Source organism: Rhizobium sp. P1_B8 (genome assembly GCF_056406515.1).
Genome location: NZ_JBFTZZ010000041.1, coordinates 14638 through 32917 on the forward strand (window position 1 = coordinate 14638; position 18280 = coordinate 32917).

General features: G+C 61.1%; 17 protein-coding genes, 1 tRNA gene and 1 pseudogene. 8 read left to right on the top strand and 11 right to left on the bottom strand.

What is annotated here, in order from left to right:
* Positions 1 to 5: 5 nt before the first annotated feature.
* Both grxC and AC1D2N_RS32690 read right to left on the bottom strand, forming a co-directional pair.
* Positions 6 to 263 (bottom strand): glutaredoxin 3, encoded by a 258-nt coding sequence (gene grxC, locus AC1D2N_RS32685; protein ID WP_011653683.1) that lies wholly within the window; start codon positions 261 to 263, stop codon positions 6 to 8.
* 31 nt (positions 264 to 294) lie between these two features.
* Positions 295 to 1071 (bottom strand): ComF family protein, encoded by a 777-nt coding sequence (locus tag AC1D2N_RS32690; protein ID WP_130653139.1) that lies wholly within the window; start codon positions 1069 to 1071, stop codon positions 295 to 297.
* A 77-nt stretch (positions 1072 to 1148) separates the two neighbouring features.
* On the opposite strand from AC1D2N_RS32690, the gene AC1D2N_RS32695 reads away from it, so the two are divergent.
* Positions 1149 to 2033: a methyltransferase domain-containing protein gene (locus AC1D2N_RS32695; RefSeq protein ID WP_130653140.1), complete on the top strand. Its 885-nt coding sequence runs from the start codon at positions 1149 to 1151 to the stop codon at positions 2031 to 2033.
* A gap of 15 nt (positions 2034 to 2048) precedes the next feature.
* Here AC1D2N_RS32695 and AC1D2N_RS32700 read toward each other — a convergent pair whose 3' ends face one another.
* The 5 genes from AC1D2N_RS32700 to argJ form a co-directional block, all read right to left on the bottom strand.
* Positions 2049 to 2216 carry a Flp family type IVb pilin gene (locus tag AC1D2N_RS32700; protein WP_024323594.1) on the bottom strand — a complete coding sequence of 56 codons (168 nt, stop codon included), beginning with the start codon at positions 2214 to 2216 and terminating at the stop codon, positions 2049 to 2051.
* A 73-nt stretch (positions 2217 to 2289) separates the two neighbouring features.
* Positions 2290 to 2607, bottom strand: a complete 318-nt coding sequence (locus tag AC1D2N_RS32705; RefSeq protein WP_018243751.1) for a hypothetical protein — start codon at positions 2605 to 2607, stop codon at positions 2290 to 2292.
* A 126-nt stretch (positions 2608 to 2733) separates the two neighbouring features.
* Positions 2734 to 3147 (bottom strand): 8-oxo-dGTP diphosphatase MutT, encoded by a 414-nt coding sequence (gene mutT, locus AC1D2N_RS32710; RefSeq protein WP_012759141.1) that lies wholly within the window; start codon positions 3145 to 3147, stop codon positions 2734 to 2736.
* Positions 3144 to 3950, bottom strand: coding sequence for a GNAT family N-acetyltransferase (locus AC1D2N_RS32715; RefSeq protein WP_130653141.1), 807 nt, complete (start codon positions 3948 to 3950; stop codon positions 3144 to 3146). The genes mutT and AC1D2N_RS32715 overlap by 4 nt, the downstream gene beginning before the upstream one ends.
* The gene (gene argJ / locus AC1D2N_RS32720; protein ID WP_018448082.1) at positions 3931 to 5172 is read right to left on the bottom strand and encodes a bifunctional glutamate N-acetyltransferase/amino-acid acetyltransferase ArgJ; all 1242 of its coding nucleotides are present in this window, start codon (positions 5170 to 5172) and stop codon (positions 3931 to 3933) included. Before argJ ends, AC1D2N_RS32715 begins: the two co-directional genes overlap by 20 nt.
* On the opposite strand from argJ, the gene AC1D2N_RS32725 reads away from it, so the two are divergent.
* On the top strand, positions 5171 to 5362 hold the full coding sequence (locus AC1D2N_RS32725; protein WP_018448083.1) for a hypothetical protein: 192 nt from the start codon (positions 5171 to 5173) through the stop codon (positions 5360 to 5362). The two genes, argJ and AC1D2N_RS32725, sit on opposite strands and share 2 nt — an antisense overlap.
* Before the next feature lie 36 nt (positions 5363 to 5398).
* Here the strand turns inward: AC1D2N_RS32725 and AC1D2N_RS32730 are convergent, their stop codons facing one another.
* Positions 5399 to 6280: a peptidylprolyl isomerase gene (locus AC1D2N_RS32730; RefSeq protein ID WP_113543116.1), complete on the bottom strand. Its 882-nt coding sequence runs from the start codon at positions 6278 to 6280 to the stop codon at positions 5399 to 5401.
* A gap of 246 nt (positions 6281 to 6526) precedes the next feature.
* Between AC1D2N_RS32730 and secA the strand changes: the two genes are divergently transcribed.
* The 3 genes from secA (at position 6527) to AC1D2N_RS32745 (ending at position 12119) form a co-directional block, all read left to right on the top strand.
* Entirely contained in the window at positions 6527 to 9244 is a 2718-nt protein-coding gene (secA, locus tag AC1D2N_RS32735) for a preprotein translocase subunit SecA (protein WP_018243756.1), read from the top strand.
* A 181-nt stretch (positions 9245 to 9425) separates the two neighbouring features.
* Positions 9426 to 10841 (top strand): lipopolysaccharide biosynthesis protein, encoded by a 1416-nt coding sequence (locus tag AC1D2N_RS32740; protein ID WP_130653142.1) that lies wholly within the window; start codon positions 9426 to 9428, stop codon positions 10839 to 10841.
* Positions 10842 to 12119, top strand: a complete 1278-nt coding sequence (locus AC1D2N_RS32745) for a GNAT family N-acetyltransferase (RefSeq protein WP_130653143.1) — start codon at positions 10842 to 10844, stop codon at positions 12117 to 12119.
* Between the two features lie 149 nt (positions 12120 to 12268).
* Here AC1D2N_RS32745 and AC1D2N_RS32750 read toward each other — a convergent pair whose 3' ends face one another.
* Positions 12269 to 13897, bottom strand: a complete 1629-nt coding sequence (locus tag AC1D2N_RS32750; protein WP_130653144.1) for an AMP-binding protein — start codon at positions 13895 to 13897, stop codon at positions 12269 to 12271.
* A gap of 222 nt (positions 13898 to 14119) precedes the next feature.
* Between AC1D2N_RS32750 and AC1D2N_RS32755 the strand changes: the two genes are divergently transcribed.
* A complete protein-coding gene (locus AC1D2N_RS32755; protein WP_130653145.1) occupies positions 14120 to 15100 on the top strand; it encodes an aldo/keto reductase in 981 nt (326 codons plus the stop codon).
* 94 nt (positions 15101 to 15194) lie between these two features.
* On the opposite strand, the gene AC1D2N_RS32760 is transcribed toward AC1D2N_RS32755, so the two are convergent.
* Complete coding sequence (locus AC1D2N_RS32760) at positions 15195 to 15773, bottom strand: TetR/AcrR family transcriptional regulator (RefSeq protein WP_130653146.1); 579 nt, start codon at positions 15771 to 15773, stop codon at positions 15195 to 15197.
* Positions 15774 to 15901: 128 nt separating this feature from the next.
* Between AC1D2N_RS32760 and AC1D2N_RS32765 the strand changes: the two genes are divergently transcribed.
* Both AC1D2N_RS32765 and AC1D2N_RS32770 read left to right on the top strand, forming a co-directional pair.
* Positions 15902 to 17197, top strand: a complete 1296-nt coding sequence (locus AC1D2N_RS32765) for an MFS transporter (RefSeq protein ID WP_018243762.1) — start codon at positions 15902 to 15904, stop codon at positions 17195 to 17197.
* Between the two features lie 125 nt (positions 17198 to 17322).
* Positions 17323 to 17407 (top strand) — tRNA-Leu (locus tag AC1D2N_RS32770).
* A gap of 159 nt (positions 17408 to 17566) precedes the next feature.
* Here the strand turns inward: AC1D2N_RS32770 and AC1D2N_RS32775 are convergent.
* Positions 17567 to 18118, bottom strand: a pseudogene (locus AC1D2N_RS32775) (site-specific integrase); the annotation flags it as partial.
* Positions 18119 to 18280 lie beyond the last annotated feature (162 nt).

Sequence of the window (18280 nt, forward strand, 5' to 3'; positions counted from 1 at the left end):
CTTCCTCAAGCCGCCAGCATCGGATCGAGCTTGCCGGCCCGATCGAGCGCAAAGAGATCGTCGCAACCGCCGACATGATCGGCGCCGATGAATATCTGCGGAAAAGTGGTCCGTCCGTTCGACTTGCCGATCATCTCCTGGCGAAGATCCGGCGAAAAGGTCGCGTCGTGCTCGACATATTCGACGCCCTTTTCTTCGAGAAGGGACTTGGCGCGGGTGCAATAGCCGCAAAACTGCCGTGTATAGATGGTGACGGGTACCATAATCTCTCCAGACTGATGCCGGGTATTCTTGTCATATAGGCTCGGAGAGAGCCCTTGCAAAGGTCAAAACCGTTATGTCAGCCGCACCCGCCTTGCGCAGTGTCCGGCTTGCCGCAGCGACCGTCGCCCCTGTTGTATAGACGTCGTCGACGAGGACGATACGCTTGCCGAAAATGTCGTTTTCGCAACCCTTGGCAATCGTGAAAGCACCCCTGACATTGTCCTCACGCGCCTTGGCGCCGAGGCCGACCTGCTGGCTGGTGCGCTTGACGCGAACAAGCGTGGCGGCAAGCAGCGGCTTGCCTGAGAGCCTTGCCATATGGCGGGCAAGCTCGGCTGCCTGGTTGAACTTGCGCGCCAGCATGCGGGTGCGGTGCAGCGGCACCGGGATCAGCGCATCGCAGCTCTCGACCGTCCCGTCGGAAGCCCGCAGCATCCAGGCAGCCATCATCAGCGCCAGATCGGTGCGATCGCGATATTTGAGCCCATGAACGAGATCGCGGACCGCATGGTCATGGGTCGCGGCCGACCGCAGCCGGTCGAAGGGCGGCGGGTTGGCGATCGCCTCGGCGCTGAGGATGCCGACGCCGAGATCGTGCGAGAAGGGAATGCCAAGCACCTCGCAATAGGGCCGTTCGATGAAGCGGATGCCGGACCAGCATTTTGCGCAGAGCCCGCGATGGCCGCCTGTGGAAATACCGCAGACAGAGCAGGCGGGCGGATAGAAGAAATCGGCAAGCGCCGAAAACGGCCGCAAGAGTTGCGCCCGCAAGAACTCTGACGGTTTTTCAACGTTGATCAGTCCCATGCCGCGGAGACTAGCCTGTTCTTCGCGAAAGGAAAATCGTCTTGCCGCACAGGCGACACGGGACTAAGGACATCGCCATGGAAACGATCTTCGACAGAGCCCTGATCGCCGCACATCGCCATCGCGCGCTTGTAAACAACGACCCGAAAGCCGCCTTCCTGCTCGACATTGCCGCTGAGGAAATGGCCGAGCGGCTTACTGTGGTCGAGCGGACTTTCGAGACCGCCGTCGAACTGCATGGCGCAACCGGTGCTGCCGCCCGTGCCGCGCTGGCGACGGGCAAAATCGGCACGATGATCCGCATCGAAAGCCAGAAAGCCTATGCCGGGCCGGGCGAAACCTTGATCGAGGCGCCGCTCGAGGACGTGCCGCTCGAACAGCAATCGGCCAATCTTATCCTTGCGCCGCTCAGCCTGCATCTGACCAACGATACGCCAGGTGTCTTCATCCAGATCCGCCGCGCCCTGAAGCCGGACGGCCTGTTCATGGCGGCGATCCCCGGCGCCGGCACATTGCAGGAACTGCGCGATGTGCTGCTGGCCACCGAGGTCGAGATGACGGGTGGCGCAAGCCCGCGTGTCATCCCCTTCGCCGATGTGCGCGATGTCGGCAGCCTCATGCAGCGCGCCGGCTTCACGTTGCCGGTGATCGACGCGGAGAATTATACGGTGCGCTATGATTCGCTCTTTCCGCTGATGCGGGATCTAAGAGCGATGGGCATGAGCAATCCGCTTGCAGCCCGCGCCCGGATGCCGCTGACGCGCGCCTTCTTCCTGCGTGCAGCGGAGATCTACGCCGAACGTTATTCCGATCCCGATGGACGTATCCGCGCCACCTTCTCGATCATCTATGTCTCGGGATGGGCTGCCCATGAGAGCCAGCAAAAGCCGCTCAGGCCGGGTTCGGCCAAGGCGCGCCTTGCCGATGCATTGAAGGTGGACGAGCACAAGCTCAAGCAGTAACGGCCGGCTGCTTCTTCAATTCACCGTCATATTGTTGTTGATCACGTTGAAGACGTCCTGCAGGGCGCCGGTGAAGACCCCGAGACCAGAGACGAGAGCGCCACAAATGAGGGCCGCGATCAGGCCATACTCAATTGCCGTCGCACCCCTGTTATCTGCAAGAAATGCTTTCAAAATACGCATTATTTCGCGACCCCTGAGCGAAACCGACGGCAAACGAACAATTCCACGACCATCGGGCGACGGCCGGCATTTTTCAGCAACCGGCGCCGACGCCATAGCCCTGGACGACGCAGACCGAACCGGGCGTATCCTGGAGGACGCTGCGGCGGATCGTATAACGCTTGCCGCTGTCACTCTTCGGGATCGATCCTGTCGTGATCGTATCAAAATCCGCCGGCGCGCTGGCAAAGACGCTTTTCTTCGAGGAATCCGCAAGCATTGGCGTCAGAATGAGCGTCAGCGCGACCACTGCCGTGCCGAACAGAAGGGCGATATTCAGCGCACCCGTCCTGCGCGAGGCAGACGAGGCCCGTTCCTTTTCCCGGACAGCTTTCCAGAAATCATCGTCCATGACGTCAAGCCTTTTAATACACGCACGCCAGATGCTTGATTGAGGCCGATCTTTGGCAGAAGGTGTTAAACGATCCATTAATATCCACAGCCGAAAACGATGTGGCACAATAATAATCAGATAACGCTAAAGTAAATCCTGCAACATCGGGATGAGCGGCTCGTCAGCCGGCGGCATCGGATAGTCGCGTAGCGCCTGCGGACGCACCCATTTTAGCGCCTGCCCCTCCCGGCCCTGGGGAATGCCCTCATAGCGCCGGCAGATATAAAGCGGCATCAAAAGGTGGAAGGTCTCGTAGGAGTGGCTGGCAAAGGTAAGCGGCGCAAGGCAGGCAATCTTGGTGTTGATGCCGAGTTCTTCCTCAAGCTCGCGCACCAGCGTTTCCTCCGGCGTCTCACCGGGCTCGACCTTGCCGCCGGGAAACTCCCAGAGCCCGGCAAGCGACTTTCCCTCGGGACGCTGTGCCAACAGGATACGCCCATCGGCATCGATCAGCGCACAGGCGGCGACCAGCAATATCTTCCGGCCTGCCTCGCTCATCGCGGCTCCTGCTGCCAATAGCAATAATGATAGGCGTCGCGAAAACCCAGGCGCTCATAGAGTGCGATGGCCGGGTGGTTGGACAGCTTCACCTGCAGCCAGGCCGAACGGGCGCTGCGCATGCGCGCCCAGCGCAGCGCCGAGGTGAGGATTTCGGTGCCGAGCCCCTCGCGCCGCCGCGCCTCGGAGACCGAAAGCGACATGATCCCGGCAAGGTCATTGTCCTGGACGCAGAGCACGGTCGCAAGCGGGCCGTCCGCCGCATTCTCGATCATGAACAGGCCGGATGGCGGCTTGATCGCCGAAATGATTTCGGCAAGCGCCGGCTTCAGCCTCAGTGGCGCCCGGTCGACGGCGAGGTTGGCGTCGACGAAACGGCCGACATCGTGAGTCGGCAGGTGATCGAGCGTATCCGGCAGCTCCGCCTCGGCAAGGTCGCAGGTCATCACCACTGTATCGTCGAAGCGCGTCCAGTTTTGCGCGCGCAGAAGTTCGATCAGCACCGGCGAGGCAAGCGGCGTCTGGCGGACCACAGCGGCGCGGCCATAGGCCTCGAACTTTCGGCGCGCCTTTTCCAGGCGGATTTCGACATCGCGATGATCCGAGGGATCGAGCGGCACGATCGAATTCAGCCGGTTGGACGGGTGACCGGCCGTCAGCCGCACCTGCCAGCTGCCGTCATATTGCACGGATGCCGCCGGCCAGGCGCGAAAGCCGACGGCCTCCAGCCTGCGCACCAGCGGCAGATTGTGTGAGAAAATGGATACCTGCGCCAATGAACGATCAGCTCCGATAGTCGCCATTGATCGCAACATATTCCTTGGTGAGGTCGCAGGTCCAGACGGTTGCTGTGCCGCCGCCGAGGCCGATATCGACTTTGACGGGGATATCCTGCGCCTTCATGACGTTCGAGGCGGCCTCCTCGGAATAATCGGGATCACGCTCGCCATTGACGGCGACCCTGATGTCGCCGAACCAGATGGCGAGCCGGTCGCGGTCGGCCATCTCGCCGGACTTGCCGACAGCCATGACGATACGGCCCCAATTGGCGTCTTCGCCGGCGGCCGCCGTCTTGACCAGCGGCGAATTTGCGATCGATAGCGCGATACGCTTGGCGGCGGCATCGCTCTCGGCACCCGTCACGGTGATTTCAAGCATCTTGGTGGCACCTTCGCCGTCGCGCACCACCTGCAGCGACAGGTCCTTCAGCACTTCGTTGAGTGCGGCCCGGAAGGCGGCAAGGCGCGGATCGTCGGCACGTTCGATGCGGGCCTGGCCGTCCTCGGCCGCGGCACCCGTCGCAAACAGCATCAACGTATCGGAGGTGGAGGTGTCGCTGTCGACGGTCATGGAGTTGAAGGTCGGGCCAACGCCGTCAGACAGAAGCGCCTGCAGCGCGGCAGGCGCAATGTCGGCATCGGTGACAACGAAGGAGAGCATCGTCGCCATATCAGGCGCGATCATGCCGGCGCCCTTGGCGATGCCGTTGATCGTCACGGCCACGCCGCCGATTGCGGCGCTGCGGGTCGAAACCTTCGGATAGGTGTCGGTCGTCATGATCGCCTTGGCGGCCTCGAACCAGAAATCGCCGGTCGCTTCGACCTGCATTCGGTCCAGAACGCCTGAGAATTTGGTGGCATCCAGCGGCTCGCCGATGACGCCGGTCGAGGCCAGATAGACCTCGTTTTCGGCGCAGCCGACGGCAGCGGCAGCCGACTTCGCCGTCAGCGCGGTCGCCTGCCGGCCCTTCAGGCCGGTGAAAGCATTAGCATTACCGGAATTGACGACGACGGCGCGGGCGCTGCCATGGGGGAGATTGGCCCGGCAGAAATCCACCGGCGCCGACGGGCACTTCGAGCGGGTAAAAACGCCCGCAACAGTCGCCGGCCTGTCAAAGACCATCATCAGCACATCTGTGCGGTTCTTGTACTTGATGCCGGCGGAAGCCGTCGCCATCCGCACGCCGCGCAGCGGTGGCATCGAGACGAAGGATTTCGGGGCGAGCGGAGAGACGGAACCGGACATGATGAGACCTGCCAATGAGCACTTCCAGGCGAAATGGAAACCGGTTCGCCGTCCGGAAATGCGACAACAAACGATGCCAGAGCATGATGCCGAAAAGTGTCAGCGGCTTTCGGACAACACCATGCTCACCTTCTTTGATTTAGATCCGGATGATTTTAGGCCGATCAGGCCCAAAATCATCCGGATCTAATGAAGGGCCCGGAAGAACCGGGCCCCGATGCGAATATTACTGCTGCGGCGCTGGCGCGACGGGCTCACTGCCCGGCTCCGGCTGCTTGTTGGCTTGGTCGTAACCCTTGCGCAGCGTCTCGTCCGTGATCTCGATCTTGGCGGAGGCCTTCGCCTTGTTCAGAAGCTCAAGATACTTGTCGCGCATGACGAGCTGACGAACCTGATCCTGCACCTGCTCGAAGGGCGGCGGCGGAGCGTCGCGCTTATCCTCGACCTTGATGACGTGGAAGCCGAAATCGGTCTTAACCGGCGTCTTGGAATAGGTGCCCTTCTCAAGCGCGAAGGCTGCGTCCTCGAATTCCTTGACCATGCGGCCGCGCGTGAAATAGCCGAGGTCGCCGCCTTCCGACTTGTTCGGATCGGTGGACTTTTCCTTGGCGAGTTCGGCGAAATCCTTGCCGGCATCGAGCTGCTTGATGATGTCCTTGGCTTCGTCCTCGGTCTTGACGAGGATGTGACGGGCGTGGACTTCCTCCTGCTTCGGCAGGGCAGCGACTTCCTTGTCGTAGCGGGCCTTGACTTCCTCAGGCGTCACGATGTCGACGACATGCTTCTTGAAATAGGCATTGTGCAGCTCGCGGTCGGTGAGATACTGCATGCGCTTCTTGAATTCGTCGGTTTGATCAAGCTTCTCAGCCGCAGCGTCGGCGGCGAGCAGCTTCACGTCGATGGCGGCGGAAAGGGCTGCGACCTTCTTCTGGTCATCTGGAAGCTGCGCCAGCTGCGGGTCGAGATTGGCGACCGCAAGGTCGAGTTCCGACTGGTGGATCTCCAGAGTGCCGACCTTGGCGATGACGGCGTCATCGGCATGGGCCGGGCCCTGGAGCGCAACAAAAGTTGCAAACGCCAGAACGGCAAGTTTGTTGGTGCTCAACATGAAATACCCTTCACAGTTACATTGCCGGTTTCAGCATCCCCTGAATCCAGCCCAAAATAGCCATCAACACCGGATTGTGGCCTTTCTGTATCCGCCAAATCCGTTGACATCATTCGACCCCCCTCTTATCTGTCACGCAACCTCGCGTCCAGAACAGTTTCCGGGCGTTTTAAGGCGCGCGCCTGATTTTCGGCTGGGCCGCGGACAAGAAACGCCGGGGATGAATATTGAGAAAGGGCCAGTCATATGGTCAGCTTTGGCGGTATAGCCCGCAAGTTATTTGGGTCTTCCAACGACCGCCGCGTGCGGTCCTACCAGCCGAACGTCACTGCCATCAACTCTATCGAAGAGAAGACGAAGGCCCTGACGGACGAGCAGCTCGCGGCAAAGACCGTGGAGTTTCGCGCCCTGCTCGCCGAGGGCAAGACGCTCGACGACATTTTGATCCCGGCCTTTGCAGTCGTGCGCGAAGCCTCGCGCCGCGTTCTCGGCCTGCGACCTTTTGACGTACAGCTGGTCGGCGGCATGATCCTGCATTCGAATGCGATTGCCGAGATGAAGACCGGCGAAGGCAAGACCCTCGTCGCCACCCTGCCGGTCTATCTGAACGCGCTTTCCGGCAAGGGCGTACACGTCGTCACCGTCAACGATTACCTCGCCCAGCGCGATGCCGCGACCATGGGCCGCGTCTACGGCTTCCTCGGCATGACCACCGGCGTCATTGTCCACGGCCTTTCCGACGAGGAACGCCACGCCGCCTATGCCTGCGACATCACTTACGCCACCAACAACGAACTCGGCTTCGATTATCTGCGCGATAACATGAAGTACGAGAAGAACCAGATGGTCCAACGCGGCCACAACTTCGCAATCGTCGACGAAGTGGACTCGATCCTCGTCGACGAGGCGCGCACGCCTCTGATCATCTCCGGTCCGCTCGACGACCGCTCCGAACTCTATAATACGATCGACGCCTTCATTCCGCTGCTGGCGCCGAGCGATTACGAGATCGATGAGAAGCAGCGCTCCGCCAACTTCTCCGAAGAGGGCACCGAGAAGCTGGAAAACCTGCTCCGCCAGGCCGGCCTCTTGAAGGGCAACGCGCTCTACGACATTGAGAACGTCGCGATCGTCCATCACGTCAACAATGCGCTGAAGGCCCACAAGCTCTTCCAGCGCGACAAGGACTATATCGTCCGCAATGACGAAGTCGTCATCATCGACGAGTTCACCGGTCGCATGATGCCGGGCCGCCGCTATTCGGAAGGTCAGCACCAGGCGCTCGAAGCCAAGGAAAAGGTGCAGATCCAGCCGGAAAACCAGACGCTGGCCTCGATCACCTTCCAGAACTACTTCCGTATGTACGACAAGCTCGCCGGCATGACCGGCACGGCGCAGACGGAAGCGGAAGAATTCGCCAACATTTACAATCTCGATGTCATCGAGGTCCCGACCAACCTCCCGATCAAGCGCCTCGACGAGGACGACGAGGTCTACCGGACCTTCGACGAGAAGTTCAAGGCGATCATCGAGGAGATCCTCGACGCCCACAAGCGCGGCCAGCCGGTGCTGGTCGGCACCACCTCGATCGAGAAATCGGAATTGCTTGCCGAGCGCCTGCGTAAGCAGGGCTTCGACGACTTCAAGGTCCTGAACGCCCGCTACCACGAGCAGGAAGCCTATATCGTCGCCCAGGCCGGCGTGCCGGGTGCCATCACCATCGCCACCAACATGGCCGGCCGCGGCACCGACATCCAGCTCGGCGGCAACCTCGACATGCGTATTGAGCGCGAACTCGGCGAAGTCGAAGCCGGTCCGGAGCGCGACGCCCGGATCCAGGCGATCATCGAGGAGATCAAGGCACTCAAGCAGAAGGCGCTCGAAGCCGGCGGCCTCTACGTCATTGCCACCGAGCGCCATGAAAGCCGCCGCATCGACAACCAGCTGCGCGGCCGCTCCGGCCGTCAGGGCGACCCCGGCCGCTCGAAGTTCTACCTCTCGCTTCAGGACGACCTGATGCGCATCTTCGGCTCCGACCGCATGGACAGCATGCTGACCAAGCTCGGCCTCAAGGAGGGCGAGGCGATCGTCCATCCCTGGATCAACAAGGCCCTGGAGCGCGCCCAGAAGAAGGTCGAAGCCCGTAACTTCGACATCCGCAAGAACCTCTTGAAGTATGACGACGTTCTCAACGATCAGCGCAAGGTGATCTTCGAGCAGCGCCTCGAACTGATGGAATCGACCAATATTTCCGAGACCGTTTCCGACATGCGCCGTGAGGTGATCGAAGACATGGTCGAAAAGCATATCCCCGAGCGCGCCTATGCCGAACAATGGGATGCCGCCGGCCTGAAGACCGGCGCTTTGAACATCCTCAATCTCGACCTGCCGATCGAGGACTGGGTGAAGGAAGAAGGCATCGGCGAGGACGATATCCGTGAGCGCCTGACGGAAGCCACCAATGCGGCCTTCACGGAAAAGGCCGAGCGTTTCGGCGACGACATCATGCATTATGTCGAACGTTCGATCGTCATGCAGACGCTCGATCATCTCTGGCGCGAACACATCGTCAACCTCGACCATCTGCGCTCCGTCATCGGCTTCCGTGGCTATGCCCAACGCGATCCGCTGCAGGAATACAAGTCGGAAGCCTTCGAGCTCTTCACGGCGCTGCTCAACAATCTGCGCGAAGCCGTCACCGCCCAGCTGATGCGCGTCGAACTGGTGCAGCAGGCGCCCGCCGAGCCTGAACCGCCGCTGATGCAGGCCCATCACCTGGATCCTACGACCGGCGAGGACGATTTCGCCCCGGCGATCTACCAGGCATCGGAAGTCATCGTTTCTCCTGAAAACCGCAACCCAGATGATCCATCCACCTGGGGCAAGATCGGCCGCAACGAGACCTGCCCCTGCGGCTCCGGCAAGAAATACAAGCATTGCCACGGCGCCTTCGAGCAGGTCTGAGGCAAGCCGCAAAGATCCGCGAATATGCCGCCTCCGGGCGGCATTTTCTTTTCTGCGGCAACGCCGGAAAACCGGAATTTCAGCGTCCGACGGCAACCCCAAACCAGAACCGTTTCTTAACCCTGTTCTGTCAAGACTTCCGGGACGATTTGCCTGACCTTTAGAGTTTTGCGTGTTCATCATGGCGGTCATAGAAACAGCGGAGAAGATGCTGCCCGCGGGCCTGCGCCCGATCGGCGGCCGCACGCTGCGCATGCTTGCTGCCGTGCTCACCGAACGCGGTGAAAAGGCGGCCGCCCAGCGCATGGCGCTGACGGCCTTTTCGATTCGTATCCTCAGCGCCGCACTCGCCTTCGTCTCCCAGATCGTGCTCGCCCGGCTGATGGGCGAATATGAATATGGCATCTTCGTTTTCGTCTGGGTGCTGGTCGTCGTCTTCGGCGATCTCTCATGCCTCGGTTTCCACACCGCGATCATCCGCTTCCTGCCGCAATACAGGGCAGCGGGCGCTTTCGAGGAAATCCGCGGGCTGACCGGCACCGCGCGCATCTTTGCGCTGCTTTCCGGCACGGCGGTGCTCGCCGCTGGCATGCTCGGCCTGCATTTCTTCGGCGATAAGATCCAGGTCTATTATCTCGTCCCGATCTTCATCGGCCTGCTCGCCATGCCGATGATCGCGCTCGGCGACATTTTGGAAGGCACGTCACGGGCGAACCACTGGCCGGTGATGGCGCTGAGCCCGGTCTATATCGTCCGCCCGATCCTCATCATCCTTTTCATGCTGATCGCGATTGCCATCGGCGCCGAGCACACGGCCGTCACCGCGATGCAGGCAGCACTCGTCGCCACCTTCGTCACCGCCCTCGGCCAGTATGCCGCAACGCTCTACCGCCTGCGCCGGCATTATGACGAAGGCCCGCGCAAGGTCGATTTCATCGCCTGGTTCAGCGTCGCCTTTCCGATTTTCCTGATCGAGGGCGTGAGCTTCCTGCTGACCAATTCCGACGTCGTCGTCGTCGGCATCTTCCTCGAGCCGCACGACGTCGCCATCTACTTCGCCGCCGCCAAGACGATGGCACTGGTGCATTTCATCAATTTCTCGGTCAAGGCAGCCTCCGGCCCGCGCTTTTCCTCGATTATCGCCGAAGGCGACCATGCTCAGCTCGCAAGCGCTGCCATCGACGCCGCCCGCTGGACCTTCTGGCCGGCGCTCGGGGTCGGTCTTGTCGTGCTTGCAGCCGGTCATTTGCTGCTGTCGCTCTTCGGCGGCGCCTTTACGTCAGGTTATCTGGTGATGGCGATCCTGCTCGCCGGCATCCTCGCCAAGTCGCTGGTCGGCCCGGCCGAAACGCTGCTGATGATGGCAGGCAAGCAGAACCTCTGCGTCGCGCTCTATGCCGGCGCACTGACGGCCAATGTCAGCCTCAACCTCGCTTTGATCCCGCATTACGGCATCGAGGGCACGGCGATCGCCACGGCCTCGGCCATGGCCGTCGAGGCGATCCTGCTGCATGTCGCCGTGCGCCGCACGCTCGGCATCGTCCTTTTCGCCTTCGCCAGCCCCTCCGCTGCAACGCCAGAAATGAGAGTTCGATAGATGGTGCGTGTTCCCCCCGTTACCGAAAGCACCGACAGCACCGCGAACCGCATGTTGCATGATCTCGCCGCGCTGAATTTCGAAGCGCCGCAGGCCGAGGCTCGCGCCGAGATCGGCCGACCGGGCCGCGAGCTCTGCCTCTACCCCGGAAAGCTCGGCTATGAGCTCCAGGATGAGCTCGATTTCCTCTCCAACCGGGCGATGGAACCGAACGTCTTTTTCTCCGGCCGCTTCCTCGCCCCCGCCATGCCACGGCTCGAAGATCGGCAGGTGAACTTCGCCCTGATCCGCGATCACAATGCCGGCCGCAGCCGCATGCGGTTCCTCTTGCCGTTTTCGGTCGACAAGCCGGGCTTCGCCGTCGGCCCGTCGATCATCCGCGGCTGGTCGAACAGCTTCGGTCCGCTCGGCACGCCGCTTGTCGATGGCGAGGATGCAGCCGAGACCCTCGACAATCTTTTCGAGGGGCTGACCGCTCGCGATCTCAATCTGCCCGGCATATTGGTTCTGCCGGATCTGCGGCTGAACGGTATCTTCGTGCGCATGGTCAAGGCCGTGGCGCTCAGCCGCAATCTTCCAGTCACCGTCACCAATCCTCACGAGCGCCCGATGCTGCAGAGCGAGGATGAGGCGCCGGTCTATCTCGGCAAAACCATCTCCTCCTCGCATATGCGCGAGATGCGCCGCCAGTGGCGCCTGCTGGAGGAGTTGGGAACAGCGGTCTATGCCGTCGCCCGCCAGCCGCGCGAAATCCATATCCGCTTCGAGGAATTCCTGGCAATGGAAGCCGGCGGCTGGAAGGGCAAGCGGCGAAGCGCTCTCGTCACCGATCGTTATCATACGGCCTTCGCCCGTGAGGCGGTGTCGAACCTTGCCGCCGTCGATGCCGTGCGTATTCACACGATCGATCTCAACGGCAAGGCGATTGCCGCCATCGTCGTGCTGATGATGGGCGGCGAGGCCTATACCTGGAAGACCGCCTACGATGAAAACTATGCCCGCTATTCGCCGGGCAAGCTGCTGATGAACGAACTCACCGAATGGCATCTCGACGATGCCAACATCGTCCGCTCCGATTCCTGCGCCGTCTCGGATCATCCGATCATGAGCCGCTTCTGGCAGGAGCGCGAGGAGATGGGAACGCTGGTGATCGGCCTGACGCAGAACAGCGACCGCGACATGCGCCAGGTCTCAGCCCAGCTCCACATGTACCGCAGCACCCGCAACATGGCGAAGATGCTGCGCGAGAAGATCATGTCGCTCGCCGGGCGGGGCTAAATCAATTCCAGCAGAAGTGCCTAAAGCATGTCGCGCGAAAGTGTGCGCGGTTTTGCGATAACGACATGCGTAAAAACAAAGACCTAAAGCGCGAGGGGCGAATCTGAAAGATTGCGACGCGCTTTAGCGGTTTTGCGTCCGGAAATGCTCTATCGCTCGCTGGCCGCCCTCTCCCGCAACAGCCGGCGGATCACCTTGCCGGTGGTCGTCAGCGGCAAGGCATCGATGAATTCCACCTCGCGGGGATATTCGTGCATCGAAAGCCGCGTCTTCACCCACTCCCTTATGTCGGCGGCCAGCGCCTCGCTTGGGTGATGGCCTGGTGAAAGCACGATATAGGCCTTGACGATTTCGGTGCGCACGGTATCGGGCTTGCCGACGGCGGCGGCAAGCTGCACGGCGGGATGGCCGATCAGACAGTCCTCGATCTCGGCCGGGCCGATGCGATATCCCGATGAGGTGATGACGTCGTCGTCGCGGCCTTCGAAGGTAACATAGCCCTCGGCGTCCTGCCGGCCGATATCGCCGGTGAGCAGCCAGCCCTTGGCGAATTTTCGTTTCGTCGCCGCCGCATCGTCCCAGTAGCCGAGGAACATCACCGGATCGGGACTGGCGATGGCGATCTGGCCCGGTTCGCCGACGGGCAGCTCGTCGCCCGTCTCGCTGACGATCGCGACGCGATGTCCGGGCACCGCCCGTCCGATGGCGCCCGCCTTGGTGACGCCATAGGCAGCGCTCGACGCGAGCACGAAATTGCACTCCGTCTGGCCGTAGAATTCGTTGACGGTGATGTCGAGCGTACCCCGCGCCCACTCATAAGTCTCGCGGCCGAGCGCCTCCCCGGCCGAGCCGATGGTGCGCAGCACCAGATCGTATTTCGAGCGCGGATCGGAAACGGATCTCATCAACCTCAGCGCCGTCGGCGGAATGAAGGCATTGCGCACTTTCATCTCCGCCATGATGCGATAGGCCATGTCGGCATCGAATTTCTGCGCTGGCGACGAGACGACGGGAACGCCGAGCAGAAGGCTCGGCAGCAGCGCATTGAGCAACCCGCCGGCCCAGGCCCAGTCGGACGGCGTCCAGACCTTGTCGCCCACTTTCGGAAAGCCCTCATGGGCAAACTGCATACCGGGAATATGGCCGGGCAGAACGCGATGACCATGCAGCGCGCCCTTGGGCGGCCCCGTCGTTCCCGAGGTGAAAATCATCAGAGCCGGATCGTCGGGAGACGTCTTTTCTCCCTTGAAGAAGGGCTCGTATGACACGATCAGATCGGCAAAGGAGAGAGCATCGTGGGCATTATCGAGGCTGATCACATGCCGAAGCTCCGGCAGCCGATCGCGAATTTGCCGGATGCGATCGAGGCCGAAATCATTGGTGACGATTGCCGCTGCACCTGAGGTCCTCAGCCTGTATTCGAGCGCCTCGACGCCGAAGAGCAGCGCCAGCGGCAAGGCGATTGCGCCCATCTTGTAGATCGCAACATGAACGACCACGGTCTCGAAGGACTGGGGCATCAGCAGGGCGACGCGGTCGCCTCGCTTAATGCCGAGCGAAGCCAGCGCATTGGCGAACATGGAAGAGGCACCGGCAAGCTCACCATAAGTCAGCGAAAGATGATCGCCGTCGGGGCTGAAATGCTCAAGGCAGACGCGCTCGGGATCTCTCGCGGCCCAGTCGTCGCTGACGGCGCGGCCGATATTGAAATCCTCCGGAATCCGCCAGGAGAAATCGCGATAAAGATCGTCGTAGCGATCGTGGGACGGCAGTTGCATGGTCGGATTCCGGTAAAATGCTGCATCAGCTAACACCTTGCAGCTGGGATGTGCAAGCCGAAGCCAGAAGCGGCAGTGATGAGCGCGGCTTCAAAAGCCGATCACGGATCATTGTGCGCACGCAGCATAAATTCTTCATTTGCCGCCCCTGCGACTTTAGCCATCTCGCGCTAAATCATGGAAGCCAGCCTGGGGTCATCGAATTCATCACGGAGTCGTTTCATGGAATACGCAAAATTTGGGAAGACCGGTCTCGAAGTGTCGAAAATCTGCTTGGGCTGCATGACATTCGGCGATCCCGGCCGCGGCAATCATCCATGGAGCCTGCGGGAAGAAGAAAGCCGGACGATGATCAAGCAGGCGATCGACCTCGGCATCAATTTCCTCGACACCGCAAACACCTATTCCAACGGTTCTTCGGAGGAGATCGTCGGTCGCGCCATAAAAGACTTCGCCAAGCGCGAGGACATCGTGCTGGCGACCAAGGTGTTCAACCGCATGCGGCCGGGCCCGAACGGCGCCGGCCTGTCGCGCAAGGCGATCTTCGACGAGATCGACAATAGCCTGCGTCGTCTCGGCACCGACTATGTCGATCTCTACCAGATCCACCGCTTCGACTACACGACGCCGATCGAGGAAACGCTGGAAGCGCTGCACGACGTCGTCAAATCGGGCAAGGCGCGTTATATCGGCGCCTCCTCGATGTATGCTTGGCAATTCGCCAAGGCGCTTTACGTCTCCAGGCTGAACGGCTGGACCGAATTCGTCAGCATGCAGGACCACCTGAACCTGCTCTACCGTGAGGAAGAGCGCGAAATGCTGCCGCTTTGCGAGGATCAGAAAATCGCCGTCATCCCCTGGAGCCCGCTTGCCCGCGGCCGTCTGACCCGCGATTGGGACGAGACGACGGCACGCAGCGAAACCGACGAATTCGGCAAGACGCTCTACACGCAGTCCATCGATGCCGACCGCAAGATCGTCGGAGCCGTGGCCGAAATCGCCAAGGCCCGCAACATCTCCCGCGCCCAGGTCGCAACCGCCTGGATCCTGCAGAAGAGTGCGGTGACCGCCCCGATCATCGGTGCGTCCAAACCGAACCACCTCAGAGACGCGGTTGCCTCACTCTCGGTCAAGCTCACCGCCGAGGAAATCGCGGCCCTGGAAGCACCCTACATCCCGCACGCCATCGCCGGCTTCAAATAGTCGCTGGCTTCTCGGTCCTCAGGCATATGCAAGGCGGATTCTCTTCCTCTCCGCCTGGAGGGGGAGAGCGAAACCACGGCTTCCGCGACTGAGATTATGTCCTACTGCCGGGATCGAGCTGACGGCGCATCGTCACCAAAAACTGCTCGGCAAGCGCCCTGTCCTCGACCGCGCGGGCAAGAATGACAGCACCCATCATCGACGAGAGCGTCGTCGTGGCATTGGCGCGGCGCTCCTCTTCCGTTTCGCCGGGAACGATATCAACGAGTGTATCGACCAGCACGGACAGGCCATCGCTAAAGACCGCACGGACCGCGCCGCGGCTGCGGCTCACCTCCTGGATCAGCGTTGCGAAGACGCAGCTGCCGCCCGGATCGTCAACCGTGCGCCAGTGGATGTAATGGTCGAGAAGCGCTTCCAGCGGTCGGTCCGGCGATTCGGCGATATGTTCCTTCCAGCGCGTTTCGACCCTGTCGATCAGCTTGCGGCTGACCTCCAGCGCCAGGTCGTCCTTTGAATCGAAATGACCATAGAAGCCGCCATGCGTCAGACCCGCCGCTTTCATGATGTCGGCAACGCCGACCCCGTCGAAACCGTTTTCTCGGAAAAGCACGCCGGCAACGCTCAGGATCTTTTCGCGGTTTTCGGCAAATTTTTCGCGGCTGACCCGCATTATCGTCTCCAGAAATAGTCGCTTGACAAAATATATGACGTCCATCATCAATACGCAAGAAATATGATGACCATCATGTAAATCGATCCAGTATCTTCTCGAACCTGAATTCAAACGGAATCTTGCCCATGGTTTCCACAGCCCTCGCCTCCACCCTTGCCCGGCGCAACATCCATTACGGCTGGGTCGTCGTTGCCGCGACCTTTCTCACCATGCTGGTCACCGCCGGCGCCATGGGCGCACCCGGCGTTCTCATCAAGCCGCTGCAGGATGAGTTCGGCTGGGAGACCTCGCAGATTTCCTCGGCCCTTGCGATCCGCCTGATCCTTTTCGGTTTCATGGGTCCGTTCGCCGCCGCCTTCATGAATTATTTCGGCGTGCGCAAGGTCATTGTCTTCGCACTGGCGCTGATCGGCGCGGGCTTCGTCGGTTCGCTGTTCATGACGACGCTGTGGCAGTTGCTATTGCTCTGGGGCATTGTCGTCGGTTTCGGTACGGGATTGACGGCCATGGTGCTCGCCGCAACGGTCTCCAGCCGCTGGTTCACCAAGCATCGCGGCCTCGTCGTCGGCATGCTCTCGGCAAGCTCGGCCACCGGCCAGCTCGTCTTTCTGCCACTGATGGCGGAGCTGACGGAACGCTACGGCTGGCGCTCGACGGTGTTTTTCGTCTGCGCCATGATCATGGTCGCAGCCCTTGCCGTGCTTGCCTTCATGCGCGACCGCCCCGCCGACCTCAACCTGCCCTCCTTCGGTGAGACGCAGGTGACGCCGCCACCGGCAAGCACCTCCCTCGGCGCCGCGTTGATGACGCCGATCACTGTCCTCAAGGAAATCTCGAAGACCTCGACCTTCTGGATCCTCTTTGCCACCTTCTTCATTTGCGGTCTCAGCACCAACGGCCTGATCCAGACCCATTTCGTCACCCTCTGCGGCGATTTCGGCATCGTACCGGTGGCTGCCGCCAGTGTGCTGGCCGTCATGGGCATCTTCGATTTCTTCGGCACCATCGGTTCCGGCTGGCTGTCCGACCGATTCGACAATCGTTGGCTGCTCTTCTGGTATTACGGCCTGCGCGGCCTGTCGCTGCTCTACCTGCCCTTCAGTGATTTCAGCTTTTACGGCCTCTCCATCTTCGCCGTCTTTTACGGCCTCGACTGGATTGCCACCGTGCCGCCGACCGTCAAGATCGCCGCCGACCGCTTCGGCCGCGAAAAGACTGGCCTCGTCTTCGGCTGGGTCTTTGCCGGACATCAGCTGGGAGCCGCCACCGCCGCCTATGGCGCCGGCCTCTCGCGCACCGAGCTTTCGAGCTACCTGCCGGCTTTCTTCGTCGCGGGCGCCTTTTGCCTACTGGCCTCGATCCTGGCGATCACGCTGAAGAAGTCCGGTCTGAGCAACCCGGCACCGGCCGCCGCCCATTGATATCAGACAGGATCCGGCCTCGAAGCGATGCCGGATCTCTCTACCGGATCAGTCCGATAACTTCGCTTGCCCGTCTTGCGCGTCCGGGCGCTCGCATGTTAGACAGCCGCCCGTTCGTATCCGTTGCCCCATTGGCGGAATTGGTAGACGCGCTCGACTCAAAATCGAGTTTCGAAAGAAGTGCTGGTTCGACTCCGGCATGGGGCACCACTCTCTTAAATCGTCGTTGTTTTCATTGTGAATTTTCGGCCTTTTTGCCCCACGTTTTTCAACCTCCGAAAGCGTGGGACAAATTTGTGCTAATTTTGTTCCGGGATTAGCTTCCGAATTGCGCCTGCTGCGATCTTTTGCGGCGGGCTTTTTTTTGGTGTAGACCGTCGTCTGGCTCTTCGTCGTCCAGCCGAAAATCGCCATCAGCTCCTCGTCCGTCGCGCCGTTTTCGGCGGCGATCGTGGCGTCGGCCTTGCGTAGGCCATGGGTGGTGCAGTGGAAGAGTCCCGCCTGGTCGCACCAATCGCGCATCTTGTTTCCTAGGCCGTTGGTAGCGAACGGCTTGCCGAATTCGGTGATCAGGGAGGTGAGGTTTCCCGTCTCGCTTTCGTCGATCGTCTTCTGCAGTTCGGCGAGCACCGGGATATCGATAACAACGCCGCTGCTCTTTTTCGTCTTTTCCGGCCGAATGGTTAGCTGCCCATCGCGAAAGTGCTGTCGACCGACGATCGCCAGGCTATTGAGACGAAGGCCGGTGTAGAGCGCAAGGTGCATCGCAAGGCGGGCTCTCGATCCTGCAGGATGCTCTGCCTCATATTGGCGAACCTCCGGCACGGTCCATGTGTGGAAGCCGTCACCGGAATAGAGCAACTTGATCTTCGCGGTTGGGTTTGTCTCGGCGAGGTCGTTGTCGATGGCCCATGAGAACATCGCTGAGATCGCGCGCTTGACCTCGTTCTGCGCTCCCGGCGTGCTGCCTGCGGATCAGGCGCGATTTAAAGATCCGGTCGCCCCGCACACATGAGGGCACGCGCCGATAATGGCGATCCATTCCGGGATATCGTCGAGAGTGCAGCCGGGCGCGGGGCGCAT

Bases quoted from the DNA above. Each gene is read 5' to 3' on its own strand.
- grxC (WP_011653683.1), bottom strand. From the start codon at position 263: ATGGTACCCGTCACCATCTATACACGGCAGTTTTGCGGCTATTGCACC.
- AC1D2N_RS32690 (WP_130653139.1), bottom strand. From the start codon at position 1,071: ATGGGACTGATCAACGTTGAAAAACCGTCAGAGTTCTTGCGGGCGCAA.
- AC1D2N_RS32695 (WP_130653140.1), top strand. From the start codon at position 1,149: ATGGAAACGATCTTCGACAGAGCCCTGATCGCCGCACATCGCCATCGC.
- AC1D2N_RS32700 (WP_024323594.1), bottom strand. From the start codon at position 2,216: ATGCGTATTTTGAAAGCATTTCTTGCAGATAACAGGGGTGCGACGGCA.
- AC1D2N_RS32705 (WP_018243751.1), bottom strand. From the start codon at position 2,607: ATGGACGATGATTTCTGGAAAGCTGTCCGGGAAAAGGAACGGGCCTCG.
- mutT (WP_012759141.1), bottom strand. From the start codon at position 3,147: ATGAGCGAGGCAGGCCGGAAGATATTGCTGGTCGCCGCCTGTGCGCTG.
- AC1D2N_RS32715 (WP_130653141.1), bottom strand. From the start codon at position 3,950: ATGGCGACTATCGGAGCTGATCGTTCATTGGCGCAGGTATCCATTTTC.
- AC1D2N_RS32725 (WP_018448083.1), top strand. From the start codon at position 5,171: ATGATGAGACCTGCCAATGAGCACTTCCAGGCGAAATGGAAACCGGTT.
- argJ (WP_018448082.1), bottom strand. From the start codon at position 5,172: ATGTCCGGTTCCGTCTCTCCGCTCGCCCCGAAATCCTTCGTCTCGATG.
- AC1D2N_RS32730 (WP_113543116.1), bottom strand. From the start codon at position 6,280: ATGTTGAGCACCAACAAACTTGCCGTTCTGGCGTTTGCAACTTTTGTT.
- secA (WP_018243756.1), top strand. From the start codon at position 6,527: ATGGTCAGCTTTGGCGGTATAGCCCGCAAGTTATTTGGGTCTTCCAAC.
- AC1D2N_RS32740 (WP_130653142.1), top strand. From the start codon at position 9,426: ATGGCGGTCATAGAAACAGCGGAGAAGATGCTGCCCGCGGGCCTGCGC.
- AC1D2N_RS32745 (WP_130653143.1), top strand. From the start codon at position 10,842: ATGGTGCGTGTTCCCCCCGTTACCGAAAGCACCGACAGCACCGCGAAC.
- AC1D2N_RS32750 (WP_130653144.1), bottom strand. From the start codon at position 13,897: ATGCAACTGCCGTCCCACGATCGCTACGACGATCTTTATCGCGATTTC.
- AC1D2N_RS32755 (WP_130653145.1), top strand. From the start codon at position 14,120: ATGGAATACGCAAAATTTGGGAAGACCGGTCTCGAAGTGTCGAAAATC.
- AC1D2N_RS32760 (WP_130653146.1), bottom strand. From the start codon at position 15,773: ATGCGGGTCAGCCGCGAAAAATTTGCCGAAAACCGCGAAAAGATCCTG.
- AC1D2N_RS32765 (WP_018243762.1), top strand. From the start codon at position 15,902: ATGGTTTCCACAGCCCTCGCCTCCACCCTTGCCCGGCGCAACATCCAT.